General features: G+C 44.4%; 9 protein-coding genes. 1 reads left to right on the top strand and 8 read right to left on the bottom strand.

All coding sequences use genetic code 11. From position 1 onward, the window contains the following. The first annotated feature begins 4 nt into the window (after positions 1-4). Positions 5-1,000, top strand: coding sequence for a cytochrome-c peroxidase (locus DES35_RS02030; RefSeq protein ID WP_114365658.1), 996 nt, complete (start codon positions 5-7; stop codon positions 998-1,000). On the opposite strand, the gene DES35_RS02025 is transcribed toward DES35_RS02030, so the two are convergent. From DES35_RS02025 to DES35_RS01990, 8 genes are all read right to left on the bottom strand, one after another. Next, on the bottom strand, positions 988-2,244 hold the full coding sequence (locus tag DES35_RS02025) for a 3-deoxy-D-manno-octulosonic acid transferase (protein WP_114365657.1): 1,257 nt from the start codon (positions 2,242-2,244) through the stop codon (positions 988-990). The genes DES35_RS02030 and DES35_RS02025 overlap by 13 nt on opposite strands. Continuing rightward, complete coding sequence (locus tag DES35_RS02020) at positions 2,244-3,341, bottom strand: fatty acid desaturase family protein (protein ID WP_051889480.1); 1,098 nt, start codon at positions 3,339-3,341, stop codon at positions 2,244-2,246. Before DES35_RS02020 ends, DES35_RS02025 begins: the two co-directional genes overlap by 1 nt. After that, positions 3,338-4,996 (bottom strand): 1-deoxy-D-xylulose-5-phosphate synthase N-terminal domain-containing protein, encoded by a 1,659-nt coding sequence (locus DES35_RS02015; protein ID WP_114365656.1) that lies wholly within the window; start codon positions 4,994-4,996, stop codon positions 3,338-3,340. Before DES35_RS02015 ends, DES35_RS02020 begins: the two co-directional genes overlap by 4 nt. Continuing rightward, positions 4,996-7,056, bottom strand: a complete 2,061-nt coding sequence (locus DES35_RS02010; RefSeq protein WP_211306522.1) for a M13 family metallopeptidase — start codon at positions 7,054-7,056, stop codon at positions 4,996-4,998. Before DES35_RS02010 ends, DES35_RS02015 begins: the two co-directional genes overlap by 1 nt. Further along, positions 7,056-8,945, bottom strand: a complete 1,890-nt coding sequence (locus tag DES35_RS02005; RefSeq protein ID WP_170125670.1) for a M61 family metallopeptidase — start codon at positions 8,943-8,945, stop codon at positions 7,056-7,058. Before DES35_RS02005 ends, DES35_RS02010 begins: the two co-directional genes overlap by 1 nt. 205 nt (positions 8,946-9,150) lie before the next feature. Beyond that, on the bottom strand, positions 9,151-12,636 hold the full coding sequence (gene ileS, locus DES35_RS02000; protein WP_114366012.1) for an isoleucine--tRNA ligase: 3,486 nt from the start codon (positions 12,634-12,636) through the stop codon (positions 9,151-9,153). 131 nt (positions 12,637-12,767) lie between these two features. Continuing rightward, positions 12,768-14,711 (bottom strand): DNA primase, encoded by a 1,944-nt coding sequence (gene dnaG / locus DES35_RS01995; RefSeq protein ID WP_114365653.1) that lies wholly within the window; start codon positions 14,709-14,711, stop codon positions 12,768-12,770. Continuing rightward, entirely contained in the window at positions 14,708-15,139 is a 432-nt protein-coding gene (locus tag DES35_RS01990; protein ID WP_037360890.1) for an exosortase F system-associated membrane protein, read from the bottom strand. The genes dnaG and DES35_RS01990 overlap by 4 nt, the downstream gene beginning before the upstream one ends. Positions 15,140-15,276 lie beyond the last annotated feature (137 nt).

The raw sequence follows: 15,276 nt of genomic DNA, 5'->3' as shown, positions 1-15,276 counted from the left end.
CGAGATGAACCGGAAATCTGGACTTTGGATTCCAATATTATGCTTGAAGGTTTTATTCATCACCACATCCTGTCGAGGGGAGAGCTTTGAAATAAAGCCCCCGCACAGAGGTTTTCCTCCAGTGCCGTATTTAGAAGATAGTCCACCGACAGCTTCTCGGATACAGCTGGGGAAAAAACTGTTTTTTGACAAAGGACTCTCTGCGGACAGTACGGTAAGCTGCGCTACATGCCATCTACCAGAGCTTGCGTTTACCGATGGGAAGCCTAAAAGTATTGGGCATCAAGGAATGGAAACCGCGCGAAATGCTCCCACCCTGCTCAATGTTGCTTGGCATCCATACTTCTTCCGCGAAGGAGGTAATCCACGACTCGAATCGCAAATGCTTGGACCTTTGGAAAATCGGGAAGAAATGGCCAACAGCATTCCCAACCTGATTGACCGAATCAACCAAAATTCACATTACAGGAACTTGTTTAAAGAGGCTTTTGATACGGATGTGATAGACTTCTATCATTTAGCCAGAGCGATAGCCCTTTTTGAACGTTCGTTGATTTCGGGATATTCACGTTGGGACAGATGGTATTACCTGGGGGATGATGTGTTGGATTCTACTGAACTAAGGGGTTGGAAACTTTTCACCGGAAAAGCAGGGTGCATAGCCTGCCATAATGGCCCGGACCTTACCGACTATTCATTTCAAAACATTGGACTTTACGAGCAGTATTCAGATGTTGGACTTTTTCGACGGACACGTGATTCATCTGATATTGGAAAGATGAAAACCCCCACATTGCGCAATCTACTGTACACTGCTCCCTATATGCATGACGGAAGTCTCAAATCACTGGAAGAAGTAATCGAGCACTATGATAAAGGAGGAAAAAATCATTTTGCCAAATCGCCTTTGCTTAAGCCATTAAGGTTGTCTGATGAAGAAAAATCCGATTTAATTGCCCTTTTAAAATCCTTTTCAGACACCATACTTTACGCTCCCTGAGTTGTGGTGCGATTAAGATATTGAAGCAGTATTTCCGCCACCTTACTGCCTGCATTTCTGTATTGATAAAACCACTTTATTATTTTTTCGGATAGAATTTGTGCATCAATGGGAGATTGAAGGCGGAGGAGGTAATTTTCCAAATTTTCGGTAGTGCGGTAGCAATATGCAAGCCCATTTTCCAACAATTCGCTGGCTTCCCAGAATTTTTTATGTTTTGGACCGAAGCACACCGGAATGCCATAAGCCAACGCTTCTAAAGTGTTGTGCAATCCTGAGCCAAACCCTCCCCCAATCAACGCTACTTTTCCAAATCTGTACAACTTAGCCAGATGACCAATGGTGTTGACAAGTAGTACATTACTGTCCGATACATCATTTTTCATTTCCGTGAAAAGTACAGGAGCGCATGGCAGATTCTTTACAATTCTTTTAATATTTTCCATCGAAATATCGTGCGGTGCAATGATCCATCGCCATTGCTTATATTTTTCTATTAGTGGAAAATACTTTTCTTCATCTGCTTGCCAACTGCTGCCAGCTATAATGGTAAACCTATCATGTGTAAATTTTTTAATAAACTCGTTCTCATAAGGGGTACTTCGGATATCCCATGCCCGATCAAAGCGCATATCCCCGGTCAATACTGTATTGTAAGCCAGCCCATTGATCGCTGCAATTTGGTAGGACTGATGATTCTGTACCATGATTTTGGTGCATTGATGCAATATGGGCTTAACAGGATTAAACGGAAAGGTCCAAAACCATTGGTCTCTTCGAAAAACTACCCCAGCGAAAAACAAGGGAATTTTTCTGTCTATTACCGCTTGCAAAATGTTTGGCCAGAATTCGTATTTGATATATAAAACAGCTGTGGGATTTAAAATTTCAATTAATTTTTTTGCATTTGCAGCCGTATCCAGCGGCAAATAAAAACTTGCATCTGTCAAACCATCGCTTTCAAAATGCTTTAACCCCGAAGGCGAGAAGAAACTTACGACCACCTTTAACCTGGAACCTGATTGTTTTAAAGCTGCCAGAATCGGCTTGGCCATTTCAAACTCGCCCAGCGATGAAGCGTGAATCCACAACAGCTCGCCCCTGGGCCTTAAAGTTCTAAGTCTGTGAGACCAGTTTCGTCTTCCTGATACCCAGTTTTTGGCTTTCTCTGAACTGATGGAGGCAAGCAAGATGAGGCTGCCATAGATTCGGATGGCTATTTCATACAACAGCCTGTAAATCATCAGGAAGTTTGTTTGCTCAAATAGATGAGATATCGGAAATGCTCAACCAGTGCCCTGCTGAAGCGTTTGTATTCCATGTATTTAATGTTGAATTCTTCCGCCGTTTGCTTCACAATTTCTGAAATCTCAGGATAATGAATATGACTGATATGAGGGAAGAGGTGATGCTCAATCTGAAAGTTGAGTCCACCAAGATACCACGTCAAAATTTTGTTTTTTCGGGCAAAATTGGCCGTTGTTGCCAGCTGGTGAATGCTCCAGATTTTTTCTTTAGAACTGAGGTCTGCTATTTGTTTTACATCTGGCATCACATGGGCCATCTGAAAGATGAAGCTCAATGTGATCCCGGCTGTAAAGTGCATCACCAAGATGCCTGTAAGTATCTCATACCATACTCTGTCTATCAGCACAAAAGGCAGAATGAGAAAAACAAAATAATTTACAAGTTTGGTGATAATCAGAATCAAAAGCTCTTTGCGGTAGGTGGTTCCGGCTTGCTTCAAAAGGCCTTCTTTATGATATCTGTACAACTGAACAAAATCTTTGATAAGCAACCAGTTTAACGTAAGCAGTCCATACAACAGCGGTGCATAAAGGGGTTGTAACCTATATATCGGCCGCCACTTTTGCTCTGGGTGCAGCCTGATAAGGCCACCTGTGTCTACATCTTCATCTTTTCCATAGACATTTGTGTACGTATGATGCAGAATGTTGTGCTGGATTTTCCAAGTGATGACATTGCCCGAAAGCAAAAACATGGTAAAGCCAGCCATTCGGTTCATAAAATCATATTTTGAAAATGAACCGTGATTGCCATCGTGCATCACCCCCATACCTACTCCGGCCATGCCCAGTCCCATCAACACCCACAGTCCGTAAAATACCGGGGTAGAAACATTTGCGAAAAGCAGCACGATATACGGTACAAAATAGGACATTAGCAATAGGATTGCTTTTATGTAAAGTTCCTTATTGCCTTTGGGGCTCAGGTTGTGCTCCTGGAAGTATTTGTGAATTCTTTCATTGAGCAATTTGTGAAAATACTTCTGAAATTCTTTGTCGTCATTATTCACACTTACATTGGAATTATTTTTCATTTGTAGTCTAAGTTGGATAAAATTTTCTTTACAATCTGGTCCGAATGCAGGCCCGTCAAAAATAGTAATTCATCTGGATGACCATGCGTGATAAAACCTGGTTTTAGCACAATTGGGATAATCTTAGGGATTTTTTCTCTTTCAGTGTGTAAAAAAATCTCTGCAATGACCATTTGCGAAAAACTACCTGATAAATAAGCTTCTTCAACTAAGAAGAGCGTATCATACTGCATTAAACTTTTTAAAAATGACGGATCAAATACCTGAGATTTTCTCTTTAGGATTCTGAAATCGAGCGTATATCCAAGCCCTATGAGTTTTTGGAACGCATCATAAGCCATATGGGCAATAAAACCATTGGCCAGAATGCATGTACTGGAATAATCGAATTGCTCTTCAGGTATTTGCTCACCAGAAATTAACGAGCTGTCTCGAGGGAATCTGAGGGCAGCTAAATGAGGACTTTGTAGCCAATTTTGCAGGCTGGTTCGGATATCCTCGAGGTCAGCTGGCTGGTAAATTTCAAAATCAGGCAAACTACATAAAGCGGACACGTCAAACAAGCCATGATGCGTGGGTCCGTCTTCGCCCACAAGACCGACTCTGTCTATCAAAAAAAGCACAGGTAACTTTTGGAGTGCTACATCGTGTATGATCTGGTCATATGCTCTCTGCAGAAACGTACTGTACAAGTGAACTATTGTTTTTTTTCCACCTTTTGACAGACCGGCTGCCATACTGACACAGGCCTGCTCGGTAATGCCGGTGTCAAGTACCCTATCCGGAAATTTATCTCTTAACTGAAGAAAGCCTCCTCCGGAAAGCATGGCCGGGGAGAGGAGATACAAATTTTCATTCTTCTCAAAAGCCTCCCCAAGCACTTGTCTGAGCAAATTTCGGATAGGTAAAATTGATGTTGTCTTTTGTGGAGAAGGAAGACGCTGTGGCTTGGTTTTGATATGCAGTACACGAGGGCCTTTGTGGTCCAATTCTTCTTTTAATGCTGTCAAGAGCCGGACCACATCATTTCCATCAATTGGTCCTGAATAATGAAAATTTAATGCTTTAAAAAACTCCTCGTATCGGCTGTGGACACTAAGTGCGCCAACATTAGGTTCAATTGAAAAATGATTGTCATTGAAAATCACCAGAATATTGGCGCACATAGCTCCCGCTATATTGAGGGCTTCATATGCTTGTCCGCCTGTGAGAGCCCCGTCTCCAATTACAGCAATGATTCGGCGATTTTTATCGGCCAACCACAGTCCCAGAGCCATAGATATGCTCGTGGAAGAGTGTCCTGTCTGAAACAAGTCGTGTTCACTTTCCTCAGGTAGTGGGAAGCCTGATATTCCATTCAGGCTTCTCAATGACAGATACATCTGATTTCCCCTACCCGTCAGTACCTTATGAACTGCAGTTTGATGACCTACATCCCAGATCAGTGCATCTTTTGGAGTATTGAGCAGATAATGGAGAGCCACTGTCAGTTCGGTGACTCCAAGTGAACTCTCCAGATGCGCAGGCTTATCGGTTGGAATTCCGGCAATATACTTTCTTAGCTCAAGGCAAACATCAGGGAGCTCTTCAAGTTCTAGTTTCTTCAGGTCAGAAGGACATCTGATCGCAAAACCTCTGTATTGAAATTCGCTCATTACCAGATGACCACACGCTTGTCTGACGGTTTTACCATGGGGTCCCCTTCTTTACATCCCCAGGCCTCCTTAAATTCCTTCATCATGCTCACAGGTCCATTAACCCTGTAACGGGCTGGCGAATGATAATCGGTTGTAAGCTGTATGCGAAGAAATCCATCTGTTACATTACTTTGCCATACCTGTGCCCACCCCAGAAATACTCTCTGTTCAGGTGTAAATCCGGCAATGGAACTTGAGGGGTGTTTTTGCTTGTAGCGCTGAAAGGCATAGTACGCAAGAGTAAGACCACCCAAGTCTGCTATGTTTTCCCCCAGTGTCATTTTGCCATTAATTGTATATCCGGGTAGTGGTTCATACATGCTGTAATGCTCGGCAAGCAGTTGAGCCCTTTCTTCAAACTGTGCTGAATCCACAGCATTCCACCAATTACTCAATTGTCCGAAAGCATTGTATTTGCGGCCTTGGTCGTCAAATCCATGGCTGAATTCATGGCCTATAACCCCTCCAATGGCTCCGTAGTTGATGGCAGCATCGGCTTTCGGGTCATAAAATGGTGGTTGTAGTATTCCAGCTGGAAAAACAATTTCATTAAAAGTGGGATTGTAATACGCATTTACTACATGTGCCCCCATAAACCATTCGTCTTTATCGACGGGCTTGCCCAGGCGGCTCAGGTTTTCCCTGAATTGATACTGACGAAGTGCCTGAATATTTCGCAAGTAATTGTCTGCTGTAATTTCGAGGGTTTCGAAGCTTTTCCACTTGTCGGGATAGCCGATCTTGTAGGTAAAGGCATCGGGTTTTTCCAGTGCTTTAGCCTTTGTTTCAGGAGTCATCCAGTCTCTGCTTTGGATGCGCTCTCTGAAAACTTCACGAATGTTTTCCACCATTTCTTCCACATCTGCTTTGGCTTCCGGTGAGAAATACCGCTCAGCAAACAAGCGGCCCAGGGGCTCTGACAGGCCTTCATTCATTTTGGCAAGCACACGCTTCCATCTTGGTTTCATGGTTTTTGTGCCATAGAGCACACCTGAAAAAAAGTCAAAATGTCTTTTCAGAAAGGGATACGGCAGAGCGTCCACAAAAGCCTCATAGGTTTTCCAGACAGCATAGCTTTTCCACTGCTCAGGACTGAAGGCCTCCAGCAGCGAATCCATGGCTCTCAGATATGCCACATGTGTTATTACTATAGAGTCTGTCTGTACATTCAGATTTTGCAGCATGGTACCTGGCTTTAGATGCCGGGTCATTTGATCTGCTTCGGAGAGTTTCATTTTGTTGAAGGTCAGTTCAGGCCTGCGCATGTCCTGCCTGGCCATGTGAAGCCTTGCCATGGCATGCTCAATATGGAAAATATCCTCTGCCATTTTTTGTGCTTTTGCGATCTGATATCCGGCCATGGAGAGCAGGTCTGTGAGCATTCGCTTGTATTCGGATTGCTGAAATGAGCTCAAGCTGTCCGTACGCAGATAATTGTCCCGATCCGGTAGCGAAAGTCCCGACTGCCCCCAGTAGACGATATAACGGTCAGGATTTTTGGCATCTGTGCGCACTCCCATGTAAAAGGGAATTCGGATTCCCAAACCCATGGAATACTGAAACCATTCCGTAAGTGACTTAATATCTTTGATTTGCTCGGCAAGTGCTACCAGCGGTGTGATGCCTTCCAATCCTTTTTTTTCGAGTGCTGCACTGTCCATGGCAGCTTTGTAAAAGTCTGTACACAACTGCCGAGCCGAGTATTTTTCTACTGTCTGGTTTGATTGTGCAAACTCCTCCAGCAAGGCATAGAGTCTTTCATTGTTTTTTTCTATCAATATGTTAAAAGACCCCCATCTCGATTCGCTTTCAGGGATAGGGTTTTTTCTCATCCAGTTGGCGGTGGTGTACATGTAGAAATCTTCACAAGGTGAAATCGCAGGGTTGAGATTCGAAACATCAAATCCGGGAATGGTCTCTTCTACGTCTTTTTTCACCGATGGTGACGTCTCTTTTCGGATCGAACTGCAACTGACTAGGATTAGCCAGCTTGCTAAAAATAAAACGCAGTATCTCATTATTGATTTAGCCATTTTAATCTCAAAGCTATGTTTTTTTCACTGGCGTTTTGGTCGAGTTCCAGCAAATGTTCCTGCTCTACATTCACCAATATTGCCTTTCCCTTGAGCTTCAGGCGCTTGTATTTGTTCTTTTTTTGTGGGCGGTTGATTTCAAATTCGACCACATCGCCCTCTTTAGTCGTCTGAAAGTAATTGGCCACAGTGCTTTCAAATGTCTCCAGCGAAAATGGCATACCTTTAATAGTTACAATTTCATCGCCCTCTTTCAGGCCCATTTCCTTTCCAAAAGCATCGAGATCTGATACATCGGATACATAGATGGCTTTACGATCTTCATTGTATGCAATTCGTATTCCTCCGAAAGAGGGAAATTTTCTCGTAAATACGGGTTTATACCTCACTCCAGCCTTACCGAGCAAATCCTCAAGGGGTAGAGGCTCTGCAGACTCCACATATCTGGCAAAAAATTCTTTCATCGCCGGATGTGAATGTGAAGTAAAAATCTCAAAAAAATCTTCATCTACAAAAAAAGTATCCCTTCCGTAGACATTCTGTAATTTTCGGATTACGTCTCCCAGCCCCATTTCACCATTGGAAAGAGCTCTTAGGTTGAGGTCAATACACATTCCCAATACTGCACCTTTGTTATATACATTCAGATATTCATCCTGATAGATATCCAACGCGTATTTCGAACTTGTGGTCATCGGAACAAAAGCATTGAAATTGACCATTGCTACGATTTTTTCCCTCATTCTGTTCAAAAACTCATCGACATTAATCAAACCAGCCCTTACCTGAATGAGGTGTGATGTGTACTCCGTCACACCTTCGTAAAGCCACAGGTGTTTTGACATTCTCGGAGTATTAAAATCAAAATGATGTACATATTGGCTTCTTAAGGTCAATGGAGTCACTATGTGCAGGAATTCATGCGCTACGATATCGTTCATGTATTGGAAAAACTCATCTCCATCGTACTCGGGCATGTATAGGACTGTAGAGGTTTCATGCTCTAATGCCCCGAAGCCTGAACCTCTCATTTCTTCAGGATCTGCAAGATACAACAGCACGGTATACAGTTCAGTTGGCAGTTTTCCTCCCAGGTAAAGTGCAGCGGCTTCAAAAATATCCTGCATTTGCTCGAGGGATTTTTGGGCTGTGATCACGCGGTTAGGACTATACACACCCACCATTACACGGGTATTTTTTACCTGAAGCGATGCCGTATCAGGCCGGCTGTACAAAATCGGGTTATCGTGTATTTCAAAATAATTTCTCCCCCGGAATTCGTCCTTCTCTTCACCTCTGCTAACCACGGGCAAGGAGGTAACTCCATACAGCCATTTCGGACGCTCGACGACTAACCTGTAAGGTCGCTGCTCCTGTCCAATGAGAAATCCTACCGACGTAAACAAATTCATTAAATGTACAGAATCCTGATAATCTGACCCGGCAGGTTCGAAAATTCTTCGGTCGCTTTCATCGCTGTAGGTTTCCTTAGCCTTGTAGCGTAGAGATGCCAGTTTTCGACCCGGATAAATCTTCCACTGATTCAACCCGTGTTTTTGGACATAAAGTGGCATACCATCTGCATCAAATGCCTGTAAATCAAAAATAAACCTCCCAAAATCATAAATCTTGTAAGTGCCCGGCACTATAGCCGGCATTCCAAATACTGCTGTATCTGCTTCCACTATGGGAGTCTTCATTTCTACCGGAATCAATCCATCTCTGGCTTCATTTAAGTTAAGGGTCACTTCATACCCGGCCAAAACTCTTTTGGATGCAGCATTCTGAGCTCTATTAGCTACTGGTCGCTGCTGAGCAAACCCAACTACAACCAACAGAAAAAATCCGAGTAACAATTTAAATTTATTTTTCATCATTAAAAATTTCAGCGGCTAAAATACACCTCGTGCCCTACAATAACCGCACCCTCGCAGAAATCCATCCGCCAGGTAAAACAGTAGATTTACAAATGTGCAATACGCCATTAATAGCTTGTTATACATCGGCTTATGAAAGAAAGGAGTGTAGTGTATACACTCAAAAAAATAGTAAAATTTCGCTTTTTAGCTTATTTCAGATTTAAATTTTTTCTATCCTGCTAAGTGCTGTGAAATCGTCAAACTCCAGCAGGTCACCTTCGGCCAAGTCAGTGAAGGTAATTTCATTGGCCAGAATTTCTCCACGGATGTAGTCCGATTGATGTGTGACTGCCTCTTGCAGATCAGGATGTGGCTGAAGGTATAGGTGAATGCGGTCGGTGACTTGCAGACCGTGCTCTTTGCGTAAATTCTGGACACGGTTTATCAGGTCACGCGCCAGTCCTTCGCGGTAGAGGTCAGGTGTGATAGTAATATCGAGGGCTACGGTGAGGCCTTTTTCAACGGCTACTAGCCAACCAGGTATGTTGTCGGCAAAGATTTCGACCTCATCAGCTGTTATGGTTTCGGGTCCAGAGCTGAGCTGAAGAGTGATGGATCCATTGGTTTCAAGCATTTCGATTTGGGAGGGACTGAGGCTGGCAATGGCCTGTGCGGCTTCTTTCATGGCTTTTCCGAGGCGTGCACCCAGTTTTTTGAAGTCGGGTTTGGCGCGTTTTACGATTTTGCCTTGGTCTTTGGTCAGGATTTCGATTTCTTTGACATTGACTTCTGACTTGATTAGGTCAGCTACACGGGCAATGCGCTCAGCCAATTGCTGTTGAAGTGCGGGTATCATCACTTTTTGAAGGGGCTGGCGGACTCGGATTTTCTGGCGCTTTCGCAGAGAGAGTATCATACTGCAGATCTGCTGTGCCAGGTGGGTTTGTGCTTCGAGCTCGGGGTTGATTAGACTTTCGTCGGCCTTGGGCCAAGGAGCCAGGTGTACAGAAGGATGAGGCTCGGTACCAGTGGTGATGACCAAATTTCTATACAATTGCTCAGCATAAAAGGGGGCTATGGGGGCCATTAGTTTGGAAATAGTGAGAAGGCATTCGTAGAGGGTCTGATAGGCCGCTATTTTGTCGGCATTGTATTCCCCCTTCCAGAATCTACGCCGTGAAAGTCTGACGTACCAGTTGGAAAGATCTTCTGTAACAAAATACTGAATAGCCCGGCCGGCCTGTGTGGGCTCGTAGTCGTCGAACCACTCGGTGCAGCGCTTGATCAGGGTATGAAGCTCGGAGAGTATCCACAGATCGAGCTCGGTGCGCTGTGCCATGGGTACAGGTGACTCAGTGCATTTGAATCCATCCACATTGGCATAGAGAGCAAAAAAGCTGTAAGTATTGTGGAGGGTGCCAAAAAATTTGCGCTGTACTTCGACAAGGCCTTCAAAATCAAATTTCAGATTGTCCCAGGGCTGTGCGTTGGTGATCATATACCAGCGTAAAGTGTCCGAGCCATATTTTTCGATGGTATCAAAGGGGTCAATGGCATTACCGAGACGTTTGGACATCTTTTGGCCGTTTTTGTCCAATACGAGTCCGTTAGATATGACAGTCTTGTACGCGATGGTATCGTAAACCAGGGTGCTGATGGCATGGAGGGTATAAAACCATCCTCTGGTCTGATCCACTCCTTCGGCGATAAAATCAGCAGGATAGGGAAGTGCGCTGAGGTTTTCGCCAGTAGCAAACGGGTAGTGATACTGGGCAAACGGCATGGCTCCAGAATCAAACCACACATCGATCAGATCGTTTTCGCGGTACATAGGCCTCCCGTCCGAAGAGGTCAGCACAATACCGTCGATGTATGGTTTATGAAGGTCAAATTTTTCGTAGTTCTGTTTTGAAGTATCTTCCGGATTAAAGTCTTTTAGCGGGTTGTGGGTCATGTTTCCAAGTGCCACAGAGCGCTCTATTTCAGCTTTTAGCTCTGCCAGTGACCCTATGCACTTTTCTTCGGAGCCGTCTTCGGTGCGCCAAATAGGCAATGGAATGCCCCAAAAGCGCGACCGGGAGAGGTTCCAGTCGTTGATATTTTCGAGCCAATTTGCAAAACGGCCTGTTCCGGTAGATTGCGGTTTCCAGCGGATACGGCGGTTGTTTTCTACCAGGCGATCTTTTACAGCTCTTACATTGATAAACCAGCTGTCCAATGGATAATACAGAACAGGCTTATCGGTACGCCAGCAGTGTGGATAACTGTGTTCATATTTTTCAATTTTAAAGGCATGTCCTTCCATTTTTAGTTTCAAAGCAATGCGCTCATCTACAGAAAGATAATGCTTCAGCTCGGGAATTATGGGTTTAAGACAAATTTTTTGCTTTTCGTATTCAGCTTTAAGTTCCTCGTCTGTATAGTATTCGGTCTTTACATATTCTCCGGCAAACCCAAACTGTGGATCTGAAACGTGGTGAGTAAACCGGCCTTGTAGGTCTACAAGAGGCACAGGACGGCCATCACGATCCGGTACGAGCATGGGCGGTACTCCCCAATCAGCGGCAACTTTGGCATCGTCTGCCCCGAAAGTAGGAGCGGTATGCACGATACCGGTACCATCTTCTGTAGTGACAAAGTCGCCAGAAATCACCACAAATGCTTTTTCGGCATCTTTATATGGCAAAGCATAAGGCAACAATTGATGATACTGTAAACCGCACAGGGCCTCACCAGTACAGGTGCTGATAATACGGTAGGGGATTTTAGCTTTTGGATCGCCGGAGTAGGTGCCAATTTCTTCAGATGTAAATACCTGAATGAACTGCTTTCCGAAATTCTTTTCGATCAAATCACTGGCCTGTATTACGCGTTGTGGTTGATGGGTGTATGGGTTGAATGTTTCTATCAGTGCGTATTGGATGGCCGGCCCTACGGTGAGCGCGGTATTGGAAGGCAGGGTCCATGGTGTGGTAGTCCAGGCCAGAATTCCATCCCCTGGAAGAAATTCGGTGCCGAATGCACGGGCAAAAATTTCCCTGTTGGACGGCTGATCGCGCAGTTGGAAAATCGCCACCACTGAAGTATCCTTTATGTTGCGGTAGCATCCGGGCTGATTGAGCTCATGCGAAGACAACCCGGTGCCAGCCTTGGGTGAATAAGGCTGTATGGTATATCCTTTGTACAGCAGGCCTTTGTCGTAAATCTTTTTGAGCAACCACCAGACAGATTCGATGTAGGCAGTTTCGTATGTGATGTAGGGATTTTTCAAATCAACCCAGTAACCAATTAACTCGGTCAGCTCATTCCACGCGTCAGTATATTTCATTACTTCACGCCGGCATGCAGCATTGTATTCTTCAATCGATATTTTTTTTCCTATGTCTTCTTTGGTGATGCCGAGCGTCTTTTCTACACTTAATTCAATGGGTAAACCGTGTGTATCCCAGCCTGCTTTGCGTATGACTTTGTAGCCGCGTTGGGTTTTATACCGGCAGAAGAGATCTTTGATGGTACGTGCCATTACGTGGTGAATTCCCGGCATCCCATTAGCACTTGGGGGACCTTCGTAAAAGACAAATTCAGGGGCCCCTTCGCGCTCTTCCACACTTCGCTCAAAAATTTTATTTTCCTTCCAGAATTCAATGATCTCCTTGTGAACAGCTGTCAGATTGAGCTGCTGATATTCTTTGAATTTTTCTGACATTCTTTCAAAAATCTTGTAAAAACGGCTGCGAAAATACCTATCACCAGCCCAATAAACCTGAAATTTTCTAATCCAGGCTGCCGATCCATTAGCAATACCCTTCAAATTTGCTGAAAAACTGTTGCAAATTTTCAGCCTACTACACGTCGAAGGAGATTGTTGAGCTTCTGACGCAGCTGAATTTTATTGAGGATGAGTCTATTTATCTGAAGGCGCTGGGATTCGTCTTCAGTTTGTGAAAGGGCATTGGTCAGTTCGCCAATATTGAGCGCCAAATGCTGGTCTTTGAAGCGTAGGATGGTTTCTATGGTATCGATTTCGAGGAGTTGGTTAAAATCGGTGACATAGATTCCTTTATTTTCCCAATTTGGACTGATCTTGTAAGTGATGGATGAGAGCTCTGCATACAGGGAGTCGATGGATTGATGACGTATAAAGTCCTGGCTTTCAGGGAATTTATTATGATTTCTAAAATATTTAAAAATCATATCTGCCAAGACGTTGTGCTCGGGGTGTGTAAAAGCAAGCTGGTCTTCGAGGAGACTATCATAAATAAGTTCGCCAATGCGGGCAGAAAATTTCTGACTGTGGTCAAAGGGATTGGTGAAGTTGTCCTCACGGTTTGCAAAATTGACCAGCAGCCAGAGCAGCTGCCGCTCGATGTAGTAGAGCTTTGAATTTCGGGGCTCAGATTTGGGATTTTCGACCACCTGAAGTTTGGGTGCAGTTGTGCGCTGCCGGTTTTGTTCATCTTTCAGGAGTTCTTTTTGCAGGCGCGCCTGAATGGTTCGAAGCTCCGTGGATAGGATGGTTTGATCGATACCTAAAATCTGGGCAGTGTCCCGGAGATAGATGGATTGCTTGAGCTCGCCTCTTAGATGGGCAATGCTTTCGAGTAATTCACGTGCAGCCTGAACTTTTTGGGTTGGGGTAGCTTCGGGGCCGGTCGCTAAAAACTGAGCTTTGAATCGGATGAAATCCTGGAGATTTTCCGAAATATATTCCTGGACTACTGATGATGAGTGCTGCCGGGCGAAGGAGTCAGGATCGTGACCTTCGGGGAAAAGCAGTACTCTGACATCGAAATCTTCTCTGAGAAACATATCAATGCCGCGCTGTGAGGCCTTGATGCCTGCAGGATCTCCATCGAAAAGGATGGCTACGCGACCCGTGAGCTGACGGATGAGTCGAATCTGGCTTTCAGTGAGCGATGTACCGCTGGAAGCAACCACATTTTCGATACCTGCCTGATAAAGCGAAATGACATCCGTGTAGCCTTCAGCCAAAAAGCACATATCCGCCTTTGCTATTGATTTACGAGCATGGTAGAGGCCATAGAGGATTTTGCTCTTGTTGTAGATGGGGCATTCGGGAGAATTGATGTATTTGGCAGCTTTAGCTTGTGAGTTCATGATGCGACCGGCAAATCCGGCCACACGTCCTGCACGGTCCACAATTGGAAAAATGACTCGCTCGCGAAAAGCATCGTAAAGTTCGCCCTTCTCTGAACGCTTTACAAGGCCAAGTTCGAGGAGGTATTCGAGATTGTGGCCTGCCTGGTTGGCTGCATTCAAAAGTGCCTGTGGGTTGGTAGGAGAATATCCAAGCTGAAACTTTCGTATGGTAGCATCCGTGAAACTGCGCTCTCTGAAATATACCAAACCTACGGCGCGCCCTTCTTCAGTCTGCCAAAGCTGCTCTTCAAACCATCGGCGCGCCCAATCGTTGACGATGTAAAGACTTTCTTCCCGGGTTTTTTGGGAGATTTCCTCAGTTGTTAGTTCACGCTCCTCAATGGGAATACCATACTTTTTGGCTATGTAGCGCAGTGCTTCCTGATACGTCATTTTTTCGTATTCCATCAGGAAGGTGATGGCATTGCCGCCAATGCCCGACGAAAAGCATTTGAATATCTGTTTGGAAGGACTTACATAAAAGGAGGGCGTTTTTTCATTGGTAAAGGGGGAAAGGGCCTTGTAATTGGAACCGGCTTTCTTCAAGTGTACGAAGTCGCCAATGACTTCTTCAATCCGCATTGTTTCATAGATCTGATCGATGGTGCTCTTGCTAATCATCGGGCGGAAGAATTTTTCTGATAATAAAATGCCGGTATGAGCAGCATCATAAAGAAAGGATTGACTACCAAACGGTGCAGATGGCTGAGAAACCAGCGAAGCGAATCCCAAAACCAGATAACGCCTGTTATATAAAATGGCATCAATACTATGGCCTCAACAAGAAATACGGCAAATGCAAAATTCATATATTTTTTTTCATAAAACAGCGACCAAAGGATTCCCAAAGCCATCGTGTCGTTGATCAAAAATCGGGCGTATTTGGATATGAAAAATTTTAGGGGATCGAAGTCCGGTACCTTATCGGAGGAAGCACCTGTGTCATAAAAGCCGGAATAGAACCATTCTCTCTGAAACAAGTATACCAATACAAGGACAATCAGACAGGCGGTGCCGACGAGGTATCGCCTGATTTGCAGGTCAGACATGAAACTTTACATTTGAGTCACGAAAGTATTTAATGGCTGCTTATAGAAAGGAATAAATGATATAAACAAACAATTGGTGATAAAATACTATTGATTTACAATAGATTAACGCACACTTAATACACCTTACATGAAAT

The sequence above is a fragment of the Schleiferia thermophila genome (assembly GCF_003337435.1).
Classification (GTDB): Bacteria; Bacteroidota; Bacteroidia; order Flavobacteriales; family Schleiferiaceae; genus Schleiferia; species Schleiferia thermophila.
Note: the sequence above shows the minus strand (reverse complement) of the source record. Positions and strands in the feature narration are given on the sequence as shown.

Bases quoted from the DNA above. Each gene is read 5' to 3' on its own strand.
- DES35_RS02030 (WP_114365658.1), top strand. From the start codon at position 5: ATGAACCGGAAATCTGGACTTTGGATTCCAATATTATGCTTGAAGGTT.
- DES35_RS02025 (WP_114365657.1), bottom strand. From the start codon at position 2,244: ATGATTTACAGGCTGTTGTATGAAATAGCCATCCGAATCTATGGCAGC.
- DES35_RS02020 (WP_051889480.1), bottom strand. From the start codon at position 3,341: ATGAAAAATAATTCCAATGTAAGTGTGAATAATGACGACAAAGAATTT.
- DES35_RS02015 (WP_114365656.1), bottom strand. From the start codon at position 4,996: ATGAGCGAATTTCAATACAGAGGTTTTGCGATCAGATGTCCTTCTGAC.
- DES35_RS02010 (WP_211306522.1), bottom strand. From the start codon at position 7,056: ATGAGATACTGCGTTTTATTTTTAGCAAGCTGGCTAATCCTAGTCAGT.
- DES35_RS02005 (WP_170125670.1), bottom strand. From the start codon at position 8,945: ATGAAAAATAAATTTAAATTGTTACTCGGATTTTTTCTGTTGGTTGTA.
- ileS (WP_114366012.1), bottom strand. From the start codon at position 12,636: ATGTCAGAAAAATTCAAAGAATATCAGCAGCTCAATCTGACAGCTGTT.
- dnaG (WP_114365653.1), bottom strand. From the start codon at position 14,711: ATGATTAGCAAGAGCACCATCGATCAGATCTATGAAACAATGCGGATT.
- DES35_RS01990 (WP_037360890.1), bottom strand. From the start codon at position 15,139: ATGTCTGACCTGCAAATCAGGCGATACCTCGTCGGCACCGCCTGTCTG.